The organism is Ruegeria sp. C8 (assembly GCF_056537565.1).
Genome location: NZ_JBQFRV010000003.1, coordinates 117,552 through 135,808 on the forward strand (window position 1 = coordinate 117,552; position 18,257 = coordinate 135,808).

Annotated in this window: 21 protein-coding genes and 1 tRNA gene; 6 read left to right on the top strand and 16 right to left on the bottom strand. The window is 53.8% G+C overall.

The genetic code is table 11. The features are described 5' to 3' along the window. Positions 1-6: 6 nt before the first annotated feature. Genes nqrE through ACR0KL_RS05855 form a run of 5 tightly spaced genes read right to left on the bottom strand, consistent with a single transcriptional unit; the run spans position 7 to position 4,645 of the window. A complete protein-coding gene (gene nqrE / locus ACR0KL_RS05835; protein WP_170377273.1) occupies positions 7-615 on the bottom strand; it encodes an NADH:ubiquinone reductase (Na(+)-transporting) subunit E in 609 nt (202 codons plus the stop codon). After that, on the bottom strand, positions 615-1,268 hold the full coding sequence (locus ACR0KL_RS05840) for an NADH:ubiquinone reductase (Na(+)-transporting) subunit D (protein WP_170679833.1): 654 nt from the start codon (positions 1,266-1,268) through the stop codon (positions 615-617). Before ACR0KL_RS05840 ends, nqrE begins: the two co-directional genes overlap by 1 nt. Next, positions 1,268-2,095, bottom strand: coding sequence for a Na(+)-translocating NADH-quinone reductase subunit C (locus ACR0KL_RS05845; RefSeq protein WP_170554954.1), 828 nt, complete (start codon positions 2,093-2,095; stop codon positions 1,268-1,270). The genes ACR0KL_RS05840 and ACR0KL_RS05845 overlap by 1 nt, the downstream gene beginning before the upstream one ends. Continuing rightward, a complete protein-coding gene (locus tag ACR0KL_RS05850; RefSeq protein ID WP_170472437.1) occupies positions 2,088-3,296 on the bottom strand; it encodes an NADH:ubiquinone reductase (Na(+)-transporting) subunit B in 1,209 nt (402 codons plus the stop codon). The genes ACR0KL_RS05845 and ACR0KL_RS05850 overlap by 8 nt, the downstream gene beginning before the upstream one ends. A gap of 5 nt (positions 3,297-3,301) precedes the next feature. After that, positions 3,302-4,645: a Na(+)-translocating NADH-quinone reductase subunit A gene (locus ACR0KL_RS05855; RefSeq protein WP_170679997.1), complete on the bottom strand. Its 1,344-nt coding sequence runs from the start codon at positions 4,643-4,645 to the stop codon at positions 3,302-3,304. Positions 4,646-4,941: 296 nt separating this feature from the next. Between ACR0KL_RS05855 and ACR0KL_RS05860 the strand changes: the two genes are divergently transcribed. The 4 genes from ACR0KL_RS05860 to ACR0KL_RS05875 all read left to right on the top strand — a co-directional run bounded on the left by ACR0KL_RS05860 (position 4,942) and on the right by ACR0KL_RS05875 (position 8,595). Continuing rightward, on the top strand, positions 4,942-6,057 hold the full coding sequence (locus ACR0KL_RS05860) for a THUMP domain-containing protein (RefSeq protein WP_170679830.1): 1,116 nt from the start codon (positions 4,942-4,944) through the stop codon (positions 6,055-6,057). A 105-nt stretch (positions 6,058-6,162) separates the two neighbouring features. After that, a tRNA-Pro gene (locus ACR0KL_RS05865) sits at positions 6,163-6,239 on the top strand. A 1,137-nt stretch (positions 6,240-7,376) separates the two neighbouring features. Next, positions 7,377-8,072, top strand: coding sequence for an SOS response-associated peptidase (locus tag ACR0KL_RS05870; protein WP_480776736.1), 696 nt, complete (start codon positions 7,377-7,379; stop codon positions 8,070-8,072). Beyond that, a complete protein-coding gene (locus ACR0KL_RS05875; protein WP_480776737.1) occupies positions 8,056-8,595 on the top strand; it encodes a GNAT family N-acetyltransferase in 540 nt (179 codons plus the stop codon). The genes ACR0KL_RS05870 and ACR0KL_RS05875 overlap by 17 nt, the downstream gene beginning before the upstream one ends. A gap of 257 nt (positions 8,596-8,852) precedes the next feature. Here ACR0KL_RS05875 and ACR0KL_RS05880 read toward each other — a convergent pair whose 3' ends face one another. From ACR0KL_RS05880 to radC, 4 genes are all read right to left on the bottom strand, one after another. After that, a complete protein-coding gene (locus ACR0KL_RS05880; protein WP_480776738.1) occupies positions 8,853-8,999 on the bottom strand; it encodes a hypothetical protein in 147 nt (48 codons plus the stop codon). A 28-nt stretch (positions 9,000-9,027) separates the two neighbouring features. Further along, on the bottom strand, positions 9,028-9,669 hold the full coding sequence (locus ACR0KL_RS05885) for a hypothetical protein (protein WP_480776739.1): 642 nt from the start codon (positions 9,667-9,669) through the stop codon (positions 9,028-9,030). Between the two features lie 170 nt (positions 9,670-9,839). Continuing rightward, on the bottom strand, positions 9,840-10,253 hold the full coding sequence (locus tag ACR0KL_RS05890; protein WP_480776740.1) for a thermonuclease family protein: 414 nt from the start codon (positions 10,251-10,253) through the stop codon (positions 9,840-9,842). A gap of 41 nt (positions 10,254-10,294) precedes the next feature. Then, positions 10,295-11,221, bottom strand: coding sequence for a RadC family protein (gene radC, locus ACR0KL_RS05895; protein WP_480776741.1), 927 nt, complete (start codon positions 11,219-11,221; stop codon positions 10,295-10,297). Positions 11,222-12,094: 873 nt separating this feature from the next. Here radC and ACR0KL_RS05900 point away from each other — a divergent pair. Continuing rightward, entirely contained in the window at positions 12,095-12,928 is an 834-nt protein-coding gene (locus ACR0KL_RS05900; protein WP_480776742.1) for a hypothetical protein, read from the top strand. 582 nt (positions 12,929-13,510) lie between these two features. Further along, positions 13,511-13,942: a hypothetical protein gene (locus tag ACR0KL_RS05905; protein WP_480776743.1), complete on the top strand. Its 432-nt coding sequence runs from the start codon at positions 13,511-13,513 to the stop codon at positions 13,940-13,942. Between the two features lie 230 nt (positions 13,943-14,172). On the opposite strand, the gene ACR0KL_RS05910 is transcribed toward ACR0KL_RS05905, so the two are convergent. The 7 genes from ACR0KL_RS05910 to ACR0KL_RS05940 all read right to left on the bottom strand — a co-directional run bounded on the left by ACR0KL_RS05910 (position 14,173) and on the right by ACR0KL_RS05940 (position 18,251). After that, positions 14,173-14,694 (bottom strand): hypothetical protein, encoded by a 522-nt coding sequence (locus ACR0KL_RS05910; protein WP_480776744.1) that lies wholly within the window; start codon positions 14,692-14,694, stop codon positions 14,173-14,175. Between the two features lie 436 nt (positions 14,695-15,130). Next, complete coding sequence (locus ACR0KL_RS05915) at positions 15,131-15,835, bottom strand: hypothetical protein (RefSeq protein WP_480776745.1); 705 nt, start codon at positions 15,833-15,835, stop codon at positions 15,131-15,133. A 40-nt stretch (positions 15,836-15,875) separates the two neighbouring features. Next, positions 15,876-16,442, bottom strand: coding sequence for a hypothetical protein (locus ACR0KL_RS05920; protein ID WP_480776746.1), 567 nt, complete (start codon positions 16,440-16,442; stop codon positions 15,876-15,878). Positions 16,443-16,459: 17 nt separating this feature from the next. Further along, entirely contained in the window at positions 16,460-16,807 is a 348-nt protein-coding gene (locus ACR0KL_RS05925; RefSeq protein WP_480776747.1) for a hypothetical protein, read from the bottom strand. A gap of 262 nt (positions 16,808-17,069) precedes the next feature. After that, the gene (locus ACR0KL_RS05930; protein WP_480776748.1) at positions 17,070-17,309 is read right to left on the bottom strand and encodes a hypothetical protein; all 240 of its coding nucleotides are present in this window, start codon (positions 17,307-17,309) and stop codon (positions 17,070-17,072) included. Continuing rightward, entirely contained in the window at positions 17,306-17,566 is a 261-nt protein-coding gene (locus ACR0KL_RS05935; RefSeq protein WP_480776749.1) for a hypothetical protein, read from the bottom strand. Before ACR0KL_RS05935 ends, ACR0KL_RS05930 begins: the two co-directional genes overlap by 4 nt. Positions 17,567-17,576: 10 nt before the next feature. Then, complete coding sequence (locus ACR0KL_RS05940; RefSeq protein ID WP_480776750.1) at positions 17,577-18,251, bottom strand: NlpC/P60 family protein; 675 nt, start codon at positions 18,249-18,251, stop codon at positions 17,577-17,579. Positions 18,252-18,257 lie beyond the last annotated feature (6 nt).

The window sequence follows — 18,257 nt, forward strand, 5'->3', positions numbered from 1 at the left end:
CCCTCCTTACAGTTTCACGCCCGAGAAGGACATGAAGGCCATTGCCATCAGACCCGCGGTGATGAAGGTGATCCCCAGACCTTGCAGGCCGTCGGGAATGTCTGAGTATTTCAGCTTTTCACGAACGCCCGCCATTGCGGTGATTGCCAGTGCCCAACCAAAGCCCGAAGACAGGCCATAAGTGGTCGCCTCTGCAAAGTTGTAATCCCGCTCCACCATGAACAGCGAACCACCCAGGATGGCGCAGTTCACCGTGATCAGCGGCAGGAAGATCCCCAGCGCGTTGTAGAGCGGCGGGAAATACTTATCCAAAACCATCTCGAGGATCTGAACCATCGCCGCAATCACGCCGATATACGAGATTAGGCCAAGGAAGGTCAGGTCCACATTCGGGAACCCGGCCCAGGACAGCGCACCCGGCTTGAGCAAGTAGTTCAGCAGCAGGTTGTTGGCAGGAACGGTAATGGCCTGCACGACCATGACCGAAATACCCAGACCCAACGCGGTCGAGATCTTCTTCGACACGGCGATGAAGGTGCACATCCCCAGGAAGAAGCTGAGCGCAAGGTTTTCGACAAAGATGGCCTTTACGGCCAGTGAGATCAGACCTTCCATCAGTGGGCCTCTACCTGCTGAATTTTGTATTCACGCTCTTCCACCTGGTTCGGCTTCCATGTGCGGAAGGCCCAGATGATCAGACCGATGATGAAGAACGCCGACGGGGGCAGAAGCAGCATGCCGTTGGGCACGTACCAGCCGCCGTTGTTGACGGTCTCCAGAATGGTGACACCGAACAGCGACCCGGCACCGAACAGCTCACGAATGAAGCCAACCAGCAGCAGGATCAGGCCGTAGCCCATGCCGTTGCCCATGCCGTCGATAAAGGACGCAACCGGAGGGTTCTTCATCGCAAACGCCTCGGCGCGGCCCATCACGATACAGTTGGTGATGATCAGGCCAACGAAGACGGACAGCGTTTTGGAAATTTCAAACGCAAAGGCCTTTAGGATCTGGTCCACCAGGATCACTAGCGAGGCGATGATCACCATCTGCACGATGATCCGGATCGAGCCGGGAATTTGGTTGCGCAGGCATGAGATGAAGAAGGACGAGAACGAGGTTACGAAGATCACCGCCAACGCCATCACCATCGACACCTGCAGCGATGATGTCACCGCTAGTGCCGAACAAATGCCCAACACCTGAAGCGTGATTGGATTGTTGTCGACAAGCGGGTCGACCAGCATCTCTTTCTTGGTCTGGGACATCAGAGCTCTCCTGCTTGCAGTTTGGCCAGAAACGGTGCGTAACCCGCATCGCCCATCCAGAATTTCACCAGGTTATCGACACCTACCGAGGTCAGGGTCGCCCCAGCCAGCGCGTCGATATAGAAGTCGGGTCCGGCGGCGGGCTGGGATTTCGACACGGTGATTTGCAGATCACCATTATCGTCACGCAGCTTCTTGCCATTCCACAGCGCCTTCCAGCGTGGGTTGTCCACCTCGGCTCCAAGGCCGGGGGTTTCACCGTGCTGATAGAACTGCAGGCCATAAATGTCGTTGCCGTTGTTCTCCAAAGCGATAAAGCCATAGAGTGTGGACCAAAGACCGTAGCCATGCAGCGGTAGGATAACCTTATCCAAGGCCCCTGCATCATCGCGCAGCAGGTAGATCACGCGATAGTTCGACTTGCGGCCAATGCCCGCCGGGTCATCATCCAGCGCGACGCTCAGCTCAGGGTCGCTAGCGGCTGCGATATCGTCGAATGTGGCCGGATCAAACTGATCGTCGACAAACTCACCAGTCGCCAGTTCCAGCACATGAGGCTCAAACGCGGCGAAGGCTTCGGTCACGTCGATGCCAGGCTCATAGACGCCCGCAACCTGCAAAACGTTGACCTGTTTGTCCTTCAGGCGGTTGGTCTCCTGCACCGGGCGCAAGCTAACAGCGGCCGCGGACACGACCATCGAGGCGACCAGACAGACAGCAACCGCGATGATGATCGTCTTGCCGACAGAGTCCGGCGAGGCTGCCAGAAACTTGGCAATTGCGCCTTTAGGTGCCTCGTTTTGATCTGGGGATTGCGTATCAGACATGGCGACGCGCCCTCCGTTTGATGTTGGCTTGGACGACGAAGTAGTCGATCAGCGGAGCAAAGACGTTGCCGAACAGAATGGCCAGCATCATGCCTTCGGGGAAAGCCGGGTTGATCACACGGATCATCACAACCATGATACCGATCAGCGCGCCATAGATGTAGCGACCCATGTTGGTGTGGCTGGCCGAAACAGGCTCGGTCACCATGAAGGCCAGACCGAAGGCATACCCACCAATGACCACATGCCAGTACCAAGGCATCGCGAACATCGGGTTCGTGTCCGAACCAATTAGGTTCAGCAGCAGGGTAAAGCCGATCGTGCCTGCTAGACAGCCTACAATCAGGCGGTAGTTGGCGATCCGAGTGGCCAGCAGAAAGGCCAGACCGATCATACAAGCAAGGGTCGAAGTCTCACCGAAACTGCCTTGGATCGAGCCGAAGAACGCGTTCCACCAGGTGATGCCATCAGCGGCCAGAGCCTGAAAGCCCTGCGACGCGGAGACGGACAGCGCGGTTGCGCCCGAGAAGCCGTCAACCGGCGTCCAGACTGTGTCACCGGACATGCTCGCCGGGTATGCAAAGTACAGGAACGCACGACCGACCAGAGCCGGGTTCAGGAAGTTCTTGCCGGTGCCGCCAAAGACTTCTTTCCCGATCACGACGCCGAAGATGATGCCCAAGGCCACCTGCCAAAGAGGCGCGGTTGCGGGCATGATCAGCGTATAAAGCATTGAGGTAACAAGGAAACCCTCGTTCACCTCATGGCCCCGCACGGTGGCAAAGATGACCTCAAAGATACCACCCGCTACGAGCGTCACGATGTAGATCGGCAGGAAATAAGTGAGCCCGTGCATCACATTGGCAAAGACGCTGGATGGATCCAGCGAGATACCAAACATCTGCAGCAGAGCAATCCGCCATCCGGTGGCCGATTCAGGCCCCAGCAGCGCGATGGCCGAGTTCGCCTGATAGCCGGTATTGTACATCCCCCACAGGATACAGGGGATCGTCGCGATCACGACGTAGGTCATGATCCGCTTCATGTCGATATACGACCGAGCATGCGGCGCGGCGGTGGTTACAGTTTTCGGAGTGTAGATGAAGCTTTCCACCATCTCGTAGATGGGGAAGTACTTCTCGTACTTGCCGCCCTTGGTAAAGTTTGGCTCGATCCGATCAAAGAAGCTGCGCAAACCCATTTGGATCAGCCCTCCTTTTCAATCTTGGCAAGGCAGTCGCGAAGCGCCAGCCCATATTCATATTTCGCCGGACAGGCAAAGCCGACAAGGCCCAGATCCTCTTCGTCCAGCTCCAGTGCACCCAGTGCCTGAGCGGTATCGGTGTCCATCACCAGCAAGGCCCGCAGCAACTGCGTGGGCAGGTAGTCCTGCGGCATCAGCCGTTCGAACACACCTGTTGGCACCATCGCGCGGCGGCCACCATTCAGGTTGCTGGTCAGATTATACAGTTTGTTGGACAATGCCGAACCCAGAACCGGTTGGACCGAGTATTTCGACGGCATTGGACGAATCCAGCCCATCGGAATCTGATCGTGGTCTTCCCGGATGATGGTGATCTGACGCGCGAAGCGGCCCAGATAGGCCGTCGGTCCCTCGGCCTGAGTACCCGACAGAACCGAGCCCGAAATAATCCGGGGTGTTCCGTCCAAGTTGATCTCATCCTTCGTCAACTCATCTGTCGATGCACCCATTGCGGTGCGGATCAAACGCGGCTGACGTGCGCCCGGTCCGGACAGAGCGATCACGATATTCGGATCCAGATGGCCGGACTGCATCAGGCGACCAATCGCGATGATGTCCTGATATCCGATGGTCCAAACCTGCTTGTCGCCTGCAAGCGGCTCCAGGAAGTGGATGTGAGTACCTGCCAGACCGGCGGGGTGCGGTCCTGCAAAGGCCGCCGCTTCCACTCCGGCAACGTCTGCACCGGGAATTGCGTCGCCATCCTTGTGGCACAGGTAGGTCTTACCATCCGACAGCTTGGCAACCGCCGCCAGACCGGCGGCAAAGGCTTCCCCCGCATCACCGATGATCACCGCGGCATCAGCGGCCAGCGGCTCGCTGTCCATCGCTGTTACAAAGATCGCCGCCGGTTTGGTGCCAGGGGCCGGCATCTTCGAATAGGGCCTTGTGCGGAACGCCGTCCAAAGACCCGCCGCGCAGAGTTTTTCTGCCACGCCCTCGGCCGTATCGCCATTGCCCACGCCCGAGAAATCGACGCCCGCGTCATTCGGGTCGGAGATTTCGATCACAACGCTTTGCAAAACGCGGCGCGCACCCCGGTTGATCTGAATGACCTTGCCGGTCATCGGGGCAACCATCATCGCCTCGGGGACGTCTTTGTGGCAGAACAGCGGAGTGCCACGCTGCACCTCATCGCCTTCCTGAACCAGCATACGGGGTTTCAACCCCAAATAGTCGCCGCCCAATGCGGCAACCTGGCTGAATTCCGGCCCTGGCTGGATCGTTTGATCCGGGGCACCCTCAATCGGCAATTCCAGCCCTTTTTTCAGTTTGAAAGTTTGCATCTCGCTACTGTCTTCCAAGCCTCTCTCCTGCGCCAGCTATCATAGCCCAATTGGAAGAGGCATCTGATAGCGCGGATGATGAACCGACCGAGTCGCAAAGAGCTATTTGCTGGTCGGAATCCGCAGGCGTGTGTCTGATGTCGGTCCTTTACGCGCCGACGACCAGAAACGCAAACCCGTTAGGCTCGAAATTATCTATTGTTTGTCACTTTGTCTTAATCGAATGTTCATATTGGCGCTAACACACCGATATTTTGCCGGTCGCACCTCTGCCGCATCCGGTGTAAGCAACAAAAATGAGCATGACCCACGACCTTGATATCTTCCTGGTGGCAACACCGGGCCTCGAAACCCCGCTCTGCGCCGAGGCCACGCAGCACGGATTCGCAGGCGCACGCGTCGTGCCCGGCGGCGTCAGCTGTACTGGCAACTGGTCTGAGGTCTGGCGGGCCAATCTTGTCCTGCGCGGTGCCAACAAGGTTCTGGTGCGCATCGGCAGCTTTCCTGCCGTCCATCTGGCCCAGCTGGATAAACGCGCGCGTAAGTTTCCCTGGTCGAACTTTCTTCGCCCCGACGTGCCCGTCAAGGTCGAAGCTACAAGCCGCAAGTCTCGCATTTACCATGCCGGGGCGGCGCGCCAGCGTATTGAGGGCGCAATCTCTGACACCCTGGGCGCAGCGATTTCTCCCGAGGCCGATCTGCGTGTTCTACTGCGCATCGAAAAGGATCTCTGCACGCTTTCGATCGACAGTTCAGGCGAGCCGCTGCACAAGCGCGGTCACAAAACCGTTGTCGCCAAAGCCCCCATGCGCGAGTCCATGGCCGCTATGTTCCTGCGCGAATGCGGGTTCGAGGGAACGGAGCCGGTTCTTGACCCTATGTGCGGCTCGGGCACCTTTGTGATTGAAGCCGCCGAGATCGCCCTTGGGCTGGCGCCGGGACGTTCACGATCTTTCGCTTTCGAGCAGCTGTCCGGGTTCGACAAGGCGGCATGGCAAGCAATGCGGAGCGCGTGCCGCCCATCCGAAAGCCCCCTTCAGTTCTACGGCTCCGACCGAAATACAGGCGCTGTCGAGGCCGGCTCTGCCAACGCCGAACAGGCTGGTGTGGCGGAGCATACCCGTTTTCAGCATCGTGCGGTCAGCGATATCAAACCACCCCTCGGACCCGCTGGTCTGATCATCGTGAACCCCCCATACGGCGCACGGATTGGCGATGAAAAACGACTACGTTCGCTCTATGGCAGCCTTGGCAAAACGCTGATGAACCGCTTTCAGGGTTGGCGCGTTGGCGTCATCACCAGCGCCCCTGCCCTCGCCCGCGCGACACGCCTGCCTTTTCTGCCCACTGGTCCGTTCGTCGATCACGGAGGCACGAAAATTCGCCTGTATAGAACCGAGATTCTACAATAGTGCATTCAGCGCAAGCCCGCTGAGCGCGCTAAGACTTTTCCAATTTCGCGCGCAAGAATCCCTCTTGCGCATCCAAACCCACGCGTATAGACCCGCCGCCACGGTCGGAGTGTAGCTCAGCCTGGTAGAGCACTGTCTTCGGGAGGCAGGGGTCGGAGGTTCGAATCCTCTCACTCCGACCAATTAAATCAATACCTTACGTTGATTTTTCGAGACCCCGATTTCCCGAGTTTTTGTTACACGTAACGAAAACCCTACGATTCCGCGCCCAATCTACTGGATGTTTTGTACTGGGCTGAAGCCACCTCTGGCCATTCCGGTAGTCTATTCGGCGCCGGTACGTCGTGCCGTTCCAGCCACTCTTTGATCGCCATCCAATGGTCTTGGGGCTTTGACGTGTACCGGCGCGAGTGCAGATCCGCCATCGATATCTCCAATTGGCGCCACCACACGATCTTGAGCTTCAGGCCGTGAGTCTTGGCCCATGCCCTCAGGGCAGCATCCCACTCGTCTATGCGTCGGGATTCGAGTTCCTTATGGAGGTCGAAGGGGATTCTGTTGGGCCACGCCATAAGGAACATTTAGAGAACATTCTAAACGCCGCCAAGCCAAATTTCATTCAAACCTGTCGGGGTTCCTCCTAACGGCACTAAAGCCGCAGTCCGGCTGTTCGACGTCATGTTCGAAGGATGCGACGCGCCGAACTCGTACCCCCTCATTTACAATCGCAAACCCCATTCAAGACGCGCCGCACTTACCCGCTATCGAATTTGAATGTTTGAATTGTGACAGATTGATGAAAGAGACGTGGGAAGCTTGCTGACGTTACGGAAAGCACTTCATCGCTATCGTTGGTTCCTTGAGGGTTTCGTTGGGTGACACACCGAACCAATTAACCCCCTCAAATCCAGTCGGAAAAACCAGAACGTTCTAAAATACAAGCGTGTCACCCAGGGTCTGAGGATCTCATTGCGGCGAAATTGTGTCCACGATTCATTGCGAAACCTTTCGTTTCAGCCATGGAAACAAATCGTTTCGCCGCAAAACTGGGCATTACGGGGTTTCCCCAATTTTAACCAAAGAGCTTTGGTGTCACAGTAGATCAGACTACACGCACCTCCACTCACTCACGGGTGAGAAAAAGGGGCTGGTCCTTACCCCCTCGACCAGCCCCTCACATCACCAAAACCCTTAAGATTTCAAAAAAAGACAGCTTTAGCGGAAATTCGTATCTTGCTGCGATCCACTTGCGGGTCGATCGAAGACGCCAAAACGCCCAAACTTGTCCAACTCTCGTCTTGTGCGTAGCCTTTGGGGCCATGTGCAACCTCTACTCCAACACCATCCCTGCCACAGCAATGCGCCAACTGTTTGATGTGGCCGTTGAACGTGACAGGCTTGGGAATGCAGAACCATTGCCAGCCATCTACCCGAAGCACTTAGCCCCTGTAGTAAGGAAAGATGACGAGGATCAGCGTGAGCTGGTCCCGCTGAGTTGGGGCTTCCGTACCACCAAGAAGTCAAAGAAAACCGGTGCAATTATTCAACCCGGGGCTTGGAATAACGCGCGCGATGACAAGGTTCGCTCAAACGGTTTGTGGAAGCAGAGCTTTGAAGAGAGGCGTTGCCTTGTTCCGGCGAGTTCGTTCTGTGAGGCCAAAGGAAGAAACCCGGCCACTTATTACTGGTTCGCCCTGACAGGTGATGAAGGCCGCCCGCCATTCGCATTTGCTGGTATGTGGCAAACCTCGCGATACCAAGGCAAGGACGGGCCCGAAGAGGTTCAAACCTACACCGTCATCACCACAACAGCTAATGACCTGGTAAAGCCCATACACCCGCAGAGAATGCCCGTCATCCTCAAGCCGGAGGACTATGGGCAATGGATGGACGGCAACGCGGATGATGCATTTGAACTGTTGGAACCCTACAATTCGAACGACATGCAAATTGTTCGGTTTGGCGAGGGTGAGAAGTCGGACCCAGTAGGAATAGACGATGGAATTTACGACTGATTACGTAGACAAAGCCGACGCCATCATTGCGATGTTTTTCGAAACCTTTGCCGCATCGGAAGGACCCGAGGCTGGAACACTGATTAAGGCGTTAGTGGCCGATATGCTGACTTCGCTTGCATCTGACGACCTGCACGTGTTCACGGCAATAGAGAACGGAGAGGTCTTAGCCAGTATCATTTTCACACGAATGATCTATGCCGATGATAGTCGGACGGTGTTCATTCTTGCGCCCGTGGCGGTGGCAACCGCTCAACAGGGTAAAGGACTTGGGCAACGATTGATTAAACATGCCCTGCAAGCACTAAAGGATCGTGGGGTGGATGTTGCCCTGACTTATGGTGACATCAACTTCTATTCAAAAGTGGGCTTCGCTCACATCACAGAAGCCGATGCGCAACCGCCCTTGCCTTTACAGTATCCAGAAGGATGGTTGGGCCAGACCCTGAAATCCGGATCATTCCTCCCGCTTAGAGGTCCTTCGAGATGCGTTGGCCCGCTTGACGATCCAAACCATTGGTGACGCAACATAAGGCGCATGAGTGCATCTCCGTTACTAACCATGATCCTCAACCTCTTCGCCTTGATCCACAACATCGAAGAACAGCCAGAGAACAATCATCGATCCGAAAGGTGACCAGCAAAGCGAGATTATCCACCACGGCCAAGGGCTATGGCCACGGTCTCTAGCCATATCTCCAACTATTGAAAATATTACCCACACGAGCGCTATTGCGGCAAGGATTCCGAGCAGCGCAACTACGCCTTCCACGCTCATCACTATTGCTCCAGTCTTGCCAAAAGCGCCCGCTCGATTTTTAGATTTTGTTCTAGGACCGCTCGGCGTTCGTCATCCTCGCATCCGGCCAGTTCTTCTTCAATCTTGGCCATGTAGCGCTGATAGGATTCGCGGATCGCTGACTTCATCTCTCACCTCCAGCGTCTAGCGCGCAAATCACACCCATGCTCGCAAATCAACCAGTAGGCTCGTCGCATCTTGCGCGGCCTGTGCGGAACACACAAACCAGTCAACACGAGCGAAAAACGCCACGGTCAAGAAGGCAAGAGGTACTATGACTTCGACAAAAATCGGGAACCCAAAATCGACATACGTTTTTGCTGCTGCATAAATCCTTGACCGATAGATTTGTCTATTATGGGTTCGAGAAAGACGCGCAGTCTTTTTGTCATATTTTGCCTTTGCAGATGCAAGCTTCTTTCTATCGTTTGAGTCAGTTGTTGACAGACCGTCCAAGTAACTGCGCAAATCTCGTTCGACTGTTCTCTTTTTTAACGTCCAATAGCTTTCCAGTTGCGAAAGCTGATTGTCCAAGCCGTCTTGGATTTCGCTGTCTATTGCGACGAAACGAAAGAAAACCCCTGATTGAAACAGCCTCACGACAAATAGAGCAGTGTACGCAAACAGCAGCCACCGAACTAGCGACAGCATCTCGCTTGACGAAATACGCACGTCCAGACCGAGAAGTCTGATCTGCGAGAACTCAACCACACATTGGTTGAGGAAAATATACATCACGGAGACGATAATGACAGCTCGACCAGCCTTCACGTGGTCGTTGTGGTCCAGAATAGACAACCTCGAAAAATCCTTAGTTTCTTGAAATGCATTGCCGTTGATTTGACAGTCTTAGCAATCGCTTGCAGCGCACAAAACAAAAAAGAACACCCCAGCCGAGTCCAGGGCAAGTCGAGGGGAAGTGGTATCTAGTTTAGTTCACCGCCGCACGCTGCATAGCGACCCAGATCTCACTTGCAATAACCGGCCCGCTTGAGCCGTGATTGAGCTTCTGGGGTTTCTAGGTGTCGATACTTGCCACCCGAGTATCGTTCGCAGTCCAAGGCATGCCCTGCAGCGATAACGGCGGCACTTAGGTTTTCGCCATTTACGAAGCATGTCCCGATGTGGCGGTCCCCGTTCATTTCGCCTGTCAATTCACAACGGACGGTCTTGCCCTGAAGGTGGTCTATCATCCACTGCTTGCCTTCCTGGCCGTCCTGCGTTTCAAGTTCGGGCGCATCAACGCCCTGAAAGCGTACAGGTATCCCCTTCCTCCCGTTCATAACAATCGTATCCGCGTCGCGAACATAGATGTCCGAAGATACAATCCCGCCTGAATCGCAGGCTGCTAGTAGGGCTATCAGGCAAAAAAAACGTTTCATCGGTCGGCTTGTCCCCAAAAGTCAGCCAATCACGTATTCGGCTACAGTCTCGTTAGCAACCCGTTCGAGCTGAATGAGTACTCTTCTTTTTTTCCAATGATGACATGGTCATGGACCAAGATCCCCACGGTATCGCACGCGTTCTGAATCCGCTCAGTCATCAAAATATCTGGCCGGCTGGGGGTCGGGTCACCCGAGGGGTGGTTGTGTACTAGGATGAGCGCACTCGCATTGAGTTCAAGGCCACGTTTCACAACTTCCCGCGGATACACCGGCACATGGTTAACGGTGCCCCTTGCCTGCTCTTCGTCAGCAATCAACACGTTCTTACGGTCCAAATACAGCACCCGGAATTGCTCTACCTCTCGGTGAGCCATGGCTGTACGGCAATATGTAACCAGAGCTTCCCATGATGACATCACATCCCGCTTCAAGACCTGCGCCTGGGCCATCCTGTGCCCGAACGCTTCGACCACGCGCAGATGGTAGTAGACCCAATCGTTTGCTCCTTCGACTTGGAGAATACGATGCTTGGACGCAGCAACCACACCGTTCAGATCACCAAACTCAGCCAGAAGGCGCTTTGCCAGTGGTTTCACGTCGATCCGTTGGATCGCATTGAATAACAGTAGCTCCAGGAGCTCGTACTCAGGCATTGGCTCGTGACCGCCCTTGAGGAAGCGAGTTCTCAGTCTCTCTCGGTGCCCCCAATAGTGTGGACGTTTGGCCCCGTCATCCCCTTTGACCAAACCGCCGCCCGCGGCATTTTTTGGCGATAGTCGGTCACGGTTGACATAGGCGGGTGCGTAGGCCGGTTCCAAAACTGCGTCAGGCGGTGGAGTACGGGCTTCCAGATCCTTAAGGCCTTGCAGCGCATCTTCAGATAAACCGCCCTGTCCTTCGTATTTGACCAGCTTGCCGAACCTGTTCTTATCTCCGGCAATGACTTGTTTGAGATGATCGAGCATTTGGCTTTTCATTAATGGTTCCGCTTCAGGTGCCTACGACGAAACCATGCTCTAGTGTTGGTTAACGAACGGTAAATTGCCATTCAGCCAATTGTTGTCAGCGTCGGGGGACATGCTTCAGCCCATCGCTTTGGTCTTCCAGCAGAGCCTACGGAGCTCATGATCGGTCAAGTCTGCTTTCTACTGTAGGCTTAATGATCCAAGCTTCTCGGCCCATCTTTCGGCGTGCTCACGAAACACTTCAGACCGGTCAACATACATGGCCATCAGCGCGCATCCAGCCCACATGGCAGCGCTATACTCTGCATCCGTTTCTTGCATCGCATGCGCATTTGCGACGGCAGAACCAGGTGTTGCTCGCTCGTGTTTCAAATAGGGCTCCCAATAGTCGACCACAGGTCCGAAGACAGGCTAAATCCGATCAGCCGGAACCCCGTTTTAATAATCATTATGGGCATTTTGAAGGCCGGGATACCTTTTTAAACGACAGACCGTCGATGGTTTCGCCAAGATGTTTGAACTGACCGGCTTGAAAAGTCGCCTTCGACATGTCTCCAAGTCAATTAACGCTACTTGTTGCTAACCTTCTGCGGGCGGCAGCGTGCCAAAATTACTGGCACTAAAGTGCGCGCGAGCATCTGCTATCAGAAGGAAGGCCAAAAAGTGACAAAACCAACGGCGTTTTTGCCAAGGGTTCGTGGCGCATAATTTTTTAACGATCTTGGTCACGGCTCGACGAGTGACAAAAACGACCGTTTTGACAAACTACTTTTAGCAAGGGGTTTGTTTCTGTTGTACAGGCGAAGCTTGTCGGATGGCGAACAAGAGCGTTAAACTATTGGCATTTCATACAGTCTTTTTTTGGAGGCTACGTTGAGCTTTCTTTCGAGTATTAGGTCCGTTGACGCCGCTTACATCGCCCTGTCAGATCAGGATCAGCGATCCCGGCAACGTAAGCTTGCCTTTTGGATCGGGATTATGGCTATTGGGCTAGCGCCCGCCGTGCTATGGATAGACAGCCTATTTCCGCCCGGTTGTTATCGCAAAAGTATCAGTGCCTATTTTTACGAACCACGCTCTGGCCCCGTATTTGTATTCATTCTTGCATTTGTTTCCGCGTTTATGTTTCGCTATCGCGGAGAAAATAGATGGGACGGCATACTTGCAACAGCTGCTGCTGCTTTCGCGATCATTGTCGCGATTGTGCCGACTGATCTAGACGTTTTCTGTACCGATAGCGGGCACCAAGTCGACTTGCGCGGCAGTATCACATATGCGCTCGAGACGCCGAGGGCGCTGGCAATGGATGCGACGCTATTTGCGTCCGTTACCGATGGTGCAGAGCGATTGAGCATCGAAGACCCACAAAAGCTGTTTGCAAGCGCGGTTCTATTGCACGTCGTCGCGGCTATATTGTTGTTGTTGGTTCTTCTTTACTTCACTGCAATCGCATTTCGTCGAAAACGAGCGGAGGACTTTGTGGGCGACAAACTCCGATGGCAGAAAAAAACTCGCAATCGCATCTATGATTTTTGCAGTGTGCTGATGATCGCAAGCCTGGCTCTAGCAGGCGCCGGGATTATTGGCTTGGGCGCAGATTGGTCATTACACCCAGTCTTCCTTGGTGAAGCAGGAGCGCTAGCGGGGTTCGGCATTGCGTGGCTGGTGAAAGGTCGATTCTGGTTCGGCTGGCTCGACAGTGTATGAGTTAAGGGAGAATCGGGCGCAGCAATGCTATTCGACAGGGGTGGTGCTGTCCGTAAGCACAGCTTGGGACACGGCCTTGTCAAATGGGGTCGCCCTCCCCCTGTCGGCTAGGGGAGTTTGGTGTGTCAAAATCCCGCTGGCCCAAGAAAAAGGAGCGGCGGGACTAGCGGCCCCGCCTCAATTCATTCCGCTACGCAGGAAATGTCCGCTTTGAACTCATACCGGCATTGGTTGCCGTTCGGATTTTTGCACTTTCAGTAGGTGGCAAACGTCGCATTCCAGACATTCACAGCACGGCGTCTGGTGGCTTATTGGCGGACGAGGCCGTCGTTTTGGACAAAACGGCGGATGACCGAAATTCATCTGGATAAAAACGAGCGCTCCATGTTTTGACGCAAGTATTGCCTTATTTCTGGTACAGTTACGTGCTATCGAACGATTGTGATAGAACCGAATGTCATCCAATCAACGAAGCTACGCGTCGCCAGCATACACATTGTGTGGGTCTGCGTCGGGCTGATTTGGCCTGTACTCTATGTATTCGCAATTCACCCAGCCAATCATATCGGGGGGTTTTTCAAAGTGCTTTTTGCGCTTTGCGCTTTGGCAAGTGGTTTTCTTGCATTGAGCGAGGGTCGACGAACGTGGCTTATTTTCAACACACCGGGAGGCTGGAAAGCCACAATAAGTGCTGGCAGGCTGAAATGGGATGCTGCCATACCTTGTGAGAGTTTACCGATAGACGTCGCTCTGGGGGAAATTGCAAAAGCACTACGGTTGGAAACTCTCCGTACAAGCAAAGACAGTGACGGCGAGTACACCGAAATCAGGGAACGCTTCGAGCTTCATTTGACCGACGACCGGATCCTGACCTTTGATCGCGAGGCCACAGGCATCAACCCCCATCGGGTTTTTTTTGAACTTGCAAAGCAGGGCATTCGCTACGAATTGTGGTCGCAAGATCTCACCAAGGGCAGCGTCAATACGTCGAAGATATTTCAAAGCGTGTATTGAGCTACACCGATGGCACGCTGTCATTTGCAGTAGTCGTGGCACTTGGTGCTTTGCGCTTGAAGTAGCCATTCTCCACAGCAGGTTCAGGCAAAATCATTGAGTTCTTAGCCGCCGTTGCGGTCCGTCTAGGACGCTGTTAGCGAATTTGGCAACTAGCAACCCCGAAGTGGGCTCTCGACTCGCCTCGACTATCCAGCCTAACGGCTCACTACTGAAACTATTTGGCCGCGCTACTTAGTCCCTCGATTGCCAAGGACCGGCACTGGTGCTTCAACGTAAAGCTTACGGAACTCTGTCAGCACCATTTCAACCGCCGCATCAAAAGTCCCCTTGCTGAATGATAGGCTTTTTTCAACCTCATAGATGTAACGCCAATCTATGAAAGCGTTTTGGTGCTGAATTAGGACGCTACGAAGATCGTAGTCCGCGAAAGAAAAGTCCGGATACAAAGGCGCTACAGACAGTTTGAATTCTTGGTTTAGCCTACGTTGCGTCTCTGGCTTTAGCTTATTGAAAAGTTTGACCAAGTTATGCTCTCGAGGGACTTTCGGATTGTTGTGGTCGAAGACGAACCACGCCTTTAAAGCTAATTCCATCGCCAAAGCTAAAAGCATGGGTTCGACACCGATATGATCGAGGCTGTCACTATCCCAATGCTCAGTTTCATGAGGATTCGGGATTTTTCGGGATTTGACAAGGATGCCGTTCGCAGCTTTGGCAATTCGGATCGAGGTGGTTAGACGGTGGTTCATATATCAGCTTTTAGTTACCCATGTTTTGTAAGCGGCATAGCTAAGATCGTAAACCTGAGCCAAGTTGACTGCATTGCGAATAGCTGCCGTTGTTTGTTCTTTTTTTATCAACACAGCGAACGGCGGCTTGGTGGCCCTTGTTGCAGCGGAGCCGGTGGCGCGACCATCTGTCTGGAGGCCCGTTCTCAACGGGCTTGGGCAGTCTTTCTTTGCCTCTACCCTACGCATCATCCTTCACTACATCGAAAAACAGCCACAGAACGATCATCGATCTGAACGGTGACCAGCAAAGCGAGATTATCCACCACGGCCAGGGGCTATAGCCTCGGGATTCGGCCGTATCTCAGACTATTGTGTAGATCACCCGGAGAAGCGCCAATGCCGCCAAAAAAACGATCAGTCCGATCAATCCTTCCATGCTAGATTCTAGCGCTCCTTATCGTGAACTATTGCCCTTTGGAATCCAGGTTCGAGATTCACGCTCCATCACCAGGGCTTTCTCGGTTACTGGGTGTTTTCGTTCAATACTCTCTCGATAGATATAGCCTATGTCTTTCCAAAACTCCGCAATCGCCCAAACAAAACCTTTCAGGTAATCAAGGCTTAGATCCATCCGATCGACGTTGTGGCAGTCTTCTGGCAAATAAACGAGGCCAAATTCTGGCATATCTTCTGGAGGCGGAAGCCAAATTTCTGGCCTACTTTGAAACAGTTTTTTTGCCGCTGGTCCATTTCCATGCCGACATACGTTTCCTAGTTTCTGCAAGTCATCCAACGCGTAGTAGCTAGGAAACTCCTCCATGCTGATACCCCTATAATCTTTGAAGAGATCGCAGAGTTTTTCCCATTTTGCCGTTTGGACGCTCTTTTGGGATATTTCCGATGAAGCTAACTCTTCAGTAAATTTAGCAACGTATGCTCGAAACTGCCGCTCCCAAATCGATTGGATCGATAGCGCGAATGCCTTCAAAGCTTCATCTCTTACATCGCGCATATCCTCAACCCAAAATGGCGCGAAGTCATCTTCACTCTTCTCTAAGTCTGCTAGCCGTTTATCAAGACTCGTAATGGAAACGGAAACCACGTCGTCAAAATAGTTCAGGATCGCAACGTCGTGCCTGGCAGCGTGTACGTCCGCCATACAATTTTTCCATCTAAACACCTAAACCTCACTATCCTCACTACGGTATCCTGCAAAAAAACCACCAATTGCCTGCAAGGCCCCAACAGTTCGCACCTTTCTCAGTGGTTGAACCGTTAACAACACTCACAACGGCATCAATGCCCGCGAAGAAGAACACAAGTGCGCTTATAGCGGTGCAGAAAGCTGTCAACTGAGTTAACACTCGCATCCACCAAAGCGCATTGGCACCCTTTTCTTTCAGTATGAATGGGTATTCCCAAACATATATTGAGCGCGCCTCATATTCGGCCTCTAAATACATGACCAAGTATGAAAGAAGAGAAACAACGACAGATGCTGCGACCCCCCACGCGAACCAAACCAGTGCATCAGCGGCGGCACGGATATCAATCCGCAAAGCACCATCTCCACCCGCAATCGTTGCAACGAATCCAAGCACAGCAATAACAGCACCACCGTTAGTCAAAAGGAGTGCTTTTGCAGCAATAGACGAGAACTCAATCGCTGACTGGTTGCTTGAGCGGAGATCCCCTCGGTGAATCTCGTGCTCTAGCCTTGCCTGTTCCATGCGCAGATCGTACTGCGCTTTAGTCTCCTGTTCCAAGTCTATACCACTCGCCCCTATTCCGGCTTTTGCCCGCCGTAAGCGTCCAGCACCATTTTGAAATAGGTAGCGGTGTCGTTGGTGTGTTCTCCTAAACTCGGCCAAGCGAACGGGAACTCTCCCATCGTGCCTTCCCACTGGATTTCCACCCAAAGCAGCTTTGCAAGCTCCTCAACTTTGTTTGCCTTTTCTATGTCGGGCCAAAGGTCATCGCTTATTGAAATCCAAACCTCGTCGTCGTCATGAATGTCTATGTCAGCAATGATTGCTGCAAATCGCTCGTTCACTGTTGTGGCATCTTCTAAGAGCGCCGAGCGAAACAGTAACTCTACTTTCTTAGTATCCAAACCCATCGTTAAAGCCATGTGAAGCAATCCTTTTTTGAAAATCCCAATCCAAACTGAGGCCGAACGGAGTCGTTTACAACACCCTAAAAACAAAAAAGCCCGCCAGCGCGGAGCTGACGGGCGGAGTTGTTTGCAGAACAGGGACGTCTGCTAGGTTGATAGGACATCCTTTCATGTTTGGAGGTAGCGAGCCTGATACCCGACGCCGGTAGATGGTGTTTGCCATGCCTGTTCTTGTGGGTTGGATTGTGATGATTTGCGACGCACCCCGGCACGTGGGTCAGCCGATTTTCTTGGATGCTCGAACTCGGCCGAGAATAGCCAGCAAACCACCAGCGGCGCCGACAATGGACAGCACGTATCCCTTTGCCTCTTGCGTGTCGGCGGGCGTGATATCGTAGCCCATCATTGGACCCACAACAGGTGCGGCGACCTCAAGGATCTGTCCAGCAGAGGCAACGATAGCGATCAGACCGCCCCAGATGCCTTTTGATGCGAAAAAACCTTTTGTGCCGTTCATTTCGCTGCCTCCATTGCAACCGCACAAGTACGTGCGACGTCATCAGAGGCCTCAGGGAAAGCCACTTGGATCAGCGCGCAGCTACTAGCCAACCAGGCTAACTGGGTTTCATCCAGTTTGACCGGATCAACGCCCTGAGCGTTCAGCATCTGGACTCGAACTAGAGCAGCATCCGCTACCGCTTGTTTGCGCTCAGCGTCCCAGCCACAGGCCGCAAGCGAGAGAGCCGCCAGAATGGCGGGGATAGTGAACTTCATGATTCACCTCTTAGGCTTCGTTTTCTGTGATTTTTACGCCGCTTGGCGTGATCTTTACCGGCGTTCCGGTTACCTCTTGGCCATTAGGCCAGCGAGCGGTCAGCAGCCGAGTCTTGACGATGCGAGAGACTGTGACGGCATTGGATTGGTTGCCGCCGAGCACATGAAAATGCGTTTCGTCCTCGCCGTAGTAAAAACCGACATGGCCTTTCCACCCCTGCGGGGACCCTCGCCAGAACAATAGGCAAGCCCCCAGAACAGGGTGAGTGGGAATCCCAAACTCACGCCAATTACGGGCGCCGAGTGGGTTGTTTGGAATTTGGATGTCCTTGTCCCATTGCCGGTAGCAGGTGGCGACGAACGCACCGCACCAAGGAACCTCCCGAGGGTCGATCCAAGACACTGAGGAGTCGAACCACCGGCGTAGTGCGTTCACGTTTCGCTGCTCGTGAAGTCCCTTCACCCGCATGGCCTCGGACATCCAAGGAATACTTGTCTTATCGGGTGCAGGATCCAGCGCTTCCAAAGTAAGGGGGCCTACGAATGGGCGCGCGCGAAAGCCGACTGACTTTTTGAACGCGACAACGGCAGCGTCGGTTCTTGGACCACGCACACCATCAATCGGCCCCGGATTGAATCCAAGGTCGTGCAGCCGGGATTGAACCCAGCGCCAATCAACTGTCATCGGTTT